The organism is Serratia sp. 506_PEND (assembly GCF_001076875.1).
Taxonomy (GTDB): domain Bacteria; phylum Pseudomonadota; class Gammaproteobacteria; order Enterobacterales; family Enterobacteriaceae; genus Serratia; species Serratia marcescens.
In genome coordinates, this window is record NZ_JVEL01000362.1 from 902 (window position 1) to 6,940 (window position 6,039).

Consider the following 6,039-nt stretch of genomic DNA (forward strand, 5'->3'; position numbering starts at 1 on the left):
TTCCAGCGCGCTGGTTAACGGCGCCAGCGAATGACGGATCTTGGCGCGCAGCGAGGCACCGAGCCACAGTGAATACAGCGTTTCTGCGGTCGCCGCCGGGCTCATGGCCACCGACAGCGAGCCCTCGGCGATACCGCGCTCGATGGCCTCCTGCAGATGGCCGATCACGCGAGCGGTGCCCGTTTCCAGCGCATGGCGCATCGGTTCCGACAGATCGCTCACCTCGGCGGAAAGTTTCACCGCCAGGCAGGCGTTGTGGCATTCGCTGCGGCAGTGGTAGCTGATAGCCTGGGCGTAATAGCCGAGCAGCTGGTGGCGGGCATCGCCGCGTCTGTCGGCAAACAGCGCCTGCATTTCTGCATCATAATGCGCGAAATAGCGCTGCAGCATCGCTTCGCCGAAGGCTTCCTTCGAGCGAAAATAGTGGTAGAACGAGCCTTTCGGCACGCCCGCGGTGGCCAGCAGTTCGCTCAGCCCCATGCCGGTAAAGCCCAGGCGCAGGCTGAGGGTTTCGCCGGTGGCGAGCAGATGTTCACGTGTATCCACGTTGCAATGCGTTGATTTGGTCATCATGGTGCCGAGCATAATAGACCGATTGGTCTAGGTCAATGGGAATAAAAAAACCGGCGCACAAAACGCCGGTTTGTCTGCACGACATTGTGCCCCAGCGGCACGCGGAAGTTAAGCGCTACGCCGCGTTGCGGCAACGCTGCAGGATATCCAACTGGGATTGATATTCGCGGGTCTGTACGTTCAGCATGCCCAACAGGGTGTGGAACAGGTTGTCCTGTGAAACCTCGTCCTTTTCCGCCAACGTATTCAGACACTGGCGATCGATGTCGAAATTGCGCTGATAGTCGGCCGACATCCACATCAGGAAAGGCACGTGCGTTTGTTGGCTCGGCGCGAAGACATAAGGCGTGCCGTGCAGATACATGCCGTTCTCCCCCAGCGATTCGCCGTGATCGGACAAATAGACCAGCGCGGTATTGAACCGATCGTCATATTGCCGCAGCAGCTTGATGGTGGCATCGAGCATCGCGTCGGTATACAGGATTGAGTTGTCGTAGGTGTTCACCAACTGTTCATGGCTGCAATCCTGGATCTGATTACTGTTGCAGGTCGGTGAAAACGCCTGGAACTCTGGCGTGCTGCGGCGATAGTAAGCCGGGCCGTGGCTGCCCATCTGGTGCAGCACGATCACACCATCGTCTTTCAGGCTATTGATGTAGTCGTTCAGCTTGTACAGCAGCACGTTGTCCATGCAAACCTCGCCGTCACAGTCCTGCGGCAGTTTCAGCTTGGTCATGTCGATGTGCGGCACCCGGTCGCAGGCGCCTTTGCAGCCGCCGTCGTTATCGCGCCACAGCACATTGACGCCGGCATGCGCCAGCACGTCGAGCATGCCTTCCTGGTGCGTCGCCTGAGTCGCGTCGTACTCCTTGCGTGGCATGTTGGAGAACATGCAGGGCACGGAGATCGCCGTTTCGGTGCCGCAGGAACTGGCGTTCTTGAAGTAGACCACGTCGTCCTGCTTCAGGCGCGGGTTGGTTTCGCGCCCGTAACCGCCGAGGGAGAAGTTTTCGGCGCGGGCGGTTTCGCCCACGACCAGGATCACCAGTGTTTTCTTGGTCTGCCTGGCGATCAGCGGCCCTTTACGCGCATCTTCGCCGATCTTGACCAGCGGCAGATTGCGGGTGAAGTAACGCTGTTCGGTAAACTTGATGGTGCCGGCCACGAAGTTGGAAGGCGTCAACATCTTCACCACGCTTTTATTGTTGCGGATCAGCGAAGCGTAGTCTTTGTAGAACAGCGCGGCGACGATCAGGATCACTACCAACGACAGCATGACGTTGGCGGCGCGCAGCCCGACCATGTACCACCAGGGGCGAGTCTGGCGAATTTGGGTGAAGCAGACCGCCACCGCCGGCAGAATGCCGAGCAGAGCCAGCCACAATCCCATGCGCGGCGTCAGCAGCGCGGTCGCCTCCTGGGGGTTGGTTTCGAAGGCGTTTTGCATCATGTTGCCATCGATCACCACACCATAGCTGAACATGAAATAGTTGGCTGCGGCGCTGCCGAGCAAGAAAAAGATGATCAACGGCTTGCGCAGGTAGGGCACGGTCAACACGCTGAAGATAATATTCAGCGCACAGAAGATCACCACCGGCATGCTGGCCGCGAAAATCACGCTGTGGACGCTATCGAAGGTGATATACGACCAGGCGCGATGCAGGAATAACGCGTTTTGAAACAGAGTGAAGAACAGGGCGGCGGCGAGGGTAAAACCGAGGCTGTTGCACTGTAAGCGTTGACGTAACCACATTGCCAATGTCGGGATCCTGAAAGTAGATAATGTCGTGAAATCTACCGGATGAAACTTAAGAAAACCTTAGAAATTCAGAATACTGGCGACGGAGAATACGTGAAAACCGCCAGGCCGAGCGGCCTGGCGGCAGGGCAGTTTAGTAGGCGGCGGTGAATTGCGCGCGAATAAACTGAGGTTTTTCAATCTCATCAACGATAGCGACTGCCAGATCTTCCACCGAAATGCTGGCCGGCGCGTCGCCGTTCATCAGCAGTTGCGTGGTGCCGAGACGGAACTGGCCAGTGCGTTTTCCCGGCTCCAGCAGGGCGGCCGGCGAAAGATAGGTCCAGTCGAGTGCCGACTCGTTACGCAGTTTGTTGCGCAGATCGCGCACCGCCTGCGCGCCGGGGCGGATATTTTCCGGGAACTGCGGCGTATCCACCAGTTCAACGCCCGGCGCCACTTCCAGGCTGCCGGCTCCGCCGACCACCAACAGGCGTTTGACGCCGGCCTGCTCGACCGCGGTGAGGATCTGCTGGGCGCCGCGGGTGGTTTTCTCATACAGGTTGTCTTCGCCCCAGCCTGGGTTGTAGGCGCTGATCACCGCGTCCTGGCCGCGCAATTGTCCCGCCAGCCAGGCGGTGTCGGCGACGTCGCCCAGTGCGACGGTCAGATTGGCGTGCTCCGGCAAATCTTTTTTCTGGCGCGCGATTGCCATCACCTGAATACCGCGAGCCAGCGCTTCATCCACCACGCGGCGGCCAACAAAACCGGTTGCTCCAATAATGGCTACTTTCATCTGTATGCTCCTTCGGGGATAGGTTCAGTATCGTGAGGCAGGCCGATGTGCCTGCCGCGTGGTTTCTACTCTAGTCCTTAACAATAGCCGTGATTAGTGCCATATTCATGCTTTCTTGATTAAGTAAAACTTCATAATCGTGGATAAACTCAATCGAATGGCGGTATTCGCCACCGTGGTGGCGGAGGGCTCGCTGGCCGGTGCGGCGCGGCGTCTGGGCATGACGCCGTCGGCGGTCAGCCAGCACATGCGCTCGCTGGAGAAGGCGCTTGGGGTGCCGTTGCTGCATCGTTCCACCCGCCGTCTGGCGCTGACCGAGGCGGGAGCGGCGTTCTATCCCGGCTGCGAGGCGATGCTGCAACAGGCGCTGCAGGCGGAGCAGCGGTTGGCTGAGCTGCGGGATACGCTGGTGGGTGAGCTGCGCATCGCCACCCCGGTCGGCATCGGCGGCCGCTCGTTGGCGGAGGCGCTGTCGCCGCTGTTGCAGGCGCATCCCAAGCTCACGCTGCGCGTGCTGGCGGACGATCGCATCGTCGATATGATAGAACAGCGGGTCGACATTGCGCTGCGGGCCAACCGTCAGCTGGCTGACGCCAATATGATCGCGCATCCGCTGACGGCGTGGCCGATGGTGCTGTGCGCCGCACCGCGCTACCTCAGCCAGCATGGGGTGCCGGAAAAACCGCAGGATTTGGTACAGCACCGTTGGATTTCCAGCGGCTACAGCGGGGCGCATCTGGATTTGCTGCACCAGTCCGGCCAGCAGGTCAAGCTGCGGCTGGCGGAAGGGCAGATCGTCAGCGAGAGCATGAACGTGATGCGCGCCTTTACCCGCGCCGGGCTGGGCATTTCCGCTCAGCCGCTGTATGAAATTGGCGACGAACTGCAGCGCGGCGAGCTGTTGCTGCTGTTGCCGGAGTGGCGGCCGGCGGCGCTGCGGCTGCATGCGCTGACGCTCGAGCGCAATGTGCCGGAAAAAAGCCGCCAGGCGCTGCGCTATTTGCGCGACTATTTTCGCCGCAATGGCGAAAAGGGACTTGCCAGCGGCGGCGATGGCGTCTTCAATTAGCAAGAGAACGCAGGAGGAGCCTCGTGGCGCAGCAGCTTGAGTTTTTCGACATCCCCAGCCCGTGTCGCGGCATTTGCCAGGCCGACGATCGTGGATTCTGCCGTGGCTGCCTGCGCAGCCGCGAGGAGCGTTTCGGCTGGATGAACATGAGCGATGCGCAAAAGCGCGAGGTGCTGCGCCTGTGCCGTCAACGCTTCCTGCGGCTGCAGCGCGCCAATAAAGCGCCCGACGAGCCGCTGCCGGAGCAGCCGTCGCTGTTTTAACCTTTCCTGATCTGCCGCACGTTCGTGTGGCTTACCGCTTCCCTGTGCCTCACCGGCTTGTGTATGCTGGCTGACAACTAATGTCATGAGGTTTTCGCAATGGTAGAACGTATTCGTCTCGCGCCGCAGGGGCCTGAATTTTCCCGCATGATTTGCGGTTACTGGCGGTTGATGGAGTGGGGCATGTCGCCGCAGCAGCTGCTGACGTTCATCGAACAGCATGTCGAACTGGGCGTCACCACCGCCGATCACGCCGATATCTACGGCGGCTATGCCTGCGAACAGGCGTTCGGCGACGCGCTGCGCCTGAAGCCGGCGCTGCGTCAGTCGCTGGAATTGGTGACCAAGTGCGGCATCGCCACCACCGCCAAGCCCGGCAACCCGATCGGCCACTACATCACCGACCGCGATCATATCGTGCAGAGCGCGGAACAGTCGCTGCGCCATCTGCATACCGATTACCTCGATCTGCTGCTGATCCACCGCCCGGATCCGTTGATGGACGCTGACGACGTAGCCGAAGCCTTCGTTGCGTTGCACAAAAGCGGCAAGGTGCGCCATTTCGGCGTCTCCAACTTTACGCCCGCGCAGTTCCAACTGCTGCAGTCGCGTCTGCCGTTCACGCTGGCGACCAACCAGGTGGAGATCTCGCCGATTCACCAACCGGCCATTCTCGACGGCACGCTTGACCAGTGCCAGCAACTGCGCATCAAGCCGATGGCCTGGTCCTGCCTGGGCGGCGGGCGCCTGTTCAACGACGCCGAGTTTCAGCCGCTGCGCGACGAGCTGCAGCGGGTGGCGCAAGAGATCGGCGCGGAGACCATCGAGCAGGTGGTGTACGCCTGGGTGATGCGCCTGCCGTCGTCGCCGTTGCCAATCATCGGCTCCGGCAAGATTGAGCGGGTGCGTTCGGCGCTCAAGGCGCAGAAACTGGTGCTGAGCCGCCAGCAGTGGTTCCGCATTCGCAAGGCGGCGCTGGGGTATGACGTGCCTTAAGGCGGGCAGAAAGAGGAAAGCCGGGCGACGAAAGCGCCCGGCTTTTTTTATGCCGATGCTTAGGCCAACACCACCTGATCGGTGCTGAAGTGATCGAGCGAGACGCCGATCAGCGTGACCTGGCTGTGGCCGAAGGCCAGCACCAGATCGTCGTTTTGCTGCGTGGCGTAATCGCGGATATTGCCGCTGGCGCCTTCGGTGCCGATAAACACCAGTTTATCGCTGGCGTTGAAGCCATACAGCTGATCGCGGCCGAAATCGCCGCTGAACAGGAAGGTGTTGCCGTTGCCGACGCCCTTCAGAATGTCATCGCCGCTGCCGCCGACAAAGGTCAGGTTGCCGCCGGCGTGGCCGATCAGCGTGTCGTTGCCGGCGTTGCCGAACAGCCAGGCGTCGTGGCTGCGAGCCTGCAGGACGTCATCGCCGTCACCGCCGGTGGCGGCGGCGGCATAGGCTTTGAGGCCTGAGTCCGACTTCAATCCGGCGGCGGTTACCTGATGATCCACTTCTTTGTTGAAAATAAGCCAGGAGGTTTCTTTGCTGCGCAGGGTGCTGATGTCGTCCGCCAGCGTAATGCCGCCCTTGGCGTCGCGCAGGTAAAGCG

At 60.9% G+C, this 6,039-nt stretch carries 6 protein-coding genes and 1 pseudogene; 3 read left to right on the top strand and 4 right to left on the bottom strand.

Features of this window, described 5'->3' with window-relative positions; genetic code table 11:
* The 3 genes from ADK28_RS11680 to ADK28_RS11690 form a co-directional block, all read right to left on the bottom strand.
* A partial coding sequence (locus ADK28_RS11680; RefSeq protein ID WP_048795720.1) for a TetR/AcrR family transcriptional regulator occupies positions 1–585 on the bottom strand: 585 nt, incomplete at its 3' end.
* Between the two features lie 103 nt (positions 586–688).
* On the bottom strand, positions 689–2,326 hold the full coding sequence (eptA, locus tag ADK28_RS11685) for a phosphoethanolamine transferase EptA (RefSeq protein ID WP_016927921.1): 1,638 nt from the start codon (positions 2,324–2,326) through the stop codon (positions 689–691).
* 139 nt (positions 2,327–2,465) lie between these two features.
* The gene (locus ADK28_RS11690) at positions 2,466–3,107 is read right to left on the bottom strand and encodes an NAD(P)-dependent oxidoreductase (protein ID WP_048795721.1); all 642 of its coding nucleotides are present in this window, start codon (positions 3,105–3,107) and stop codon (positions 2,466–2,468) included.
* A 139-nt stretch (positions 3,108–3,246) separates the two neighbouring features.
* Between ADK28_RS11690 and ADK28_RS11695 the strand changes: the two genes are divergently transcribed.
* The 3 genes from ADK28_RS11695 to ADK28_RS11705 all read left to right on the top strand — a co-directional run bounded on the left by ADK28_RS11695 (position 3,247) and on the right by ADK28_RS11705 (position 5,435).
* A complete protein-coding gene (locus ADK28_RS11695; protein WP_187178368.1) occupies positions 3,247–4,176 on the top strand; it encodes a LysR substrate-binding domain-containing protein in 930 nt (309 codons plus the stop codon).
* Positions 4,177–4,199: 23 nt separating this feature from the next.
* Positions 4,200–4,439, top strand: coding sequence for a DUF1289 domain-containing protein (locus tag ADK28_RS11700; RefSeq protein ID WP_015377731.1), 240 nt, complete (start codon positions 4,200–4,202; stop codon positions 4,437–4,439).
* A gap of 99 nt (positions 4,440–4,538) precedes the next feature.
* Positions 4,539–5,435, top strand: a complete 897-nt coding sequence (locus ADK28_RS11705; protein ID WP_004931312.1) for an aldo/keto reductase — start codon at positions 4,539–4,541, stop codon at positions 5,433–5,435.
* 59 nt (positions 5,436–5,494) lie between these two features.
* On the opposite strand, the pseudogene ADK28_RS11710 reads toward ADK28_RS11705, so the two are convergent.
* A pseudogene (locus ADK28_RS11710) lies at positions 5,495–6,039 on the bottom strand (polyurethanase); the annotation flags it as partial.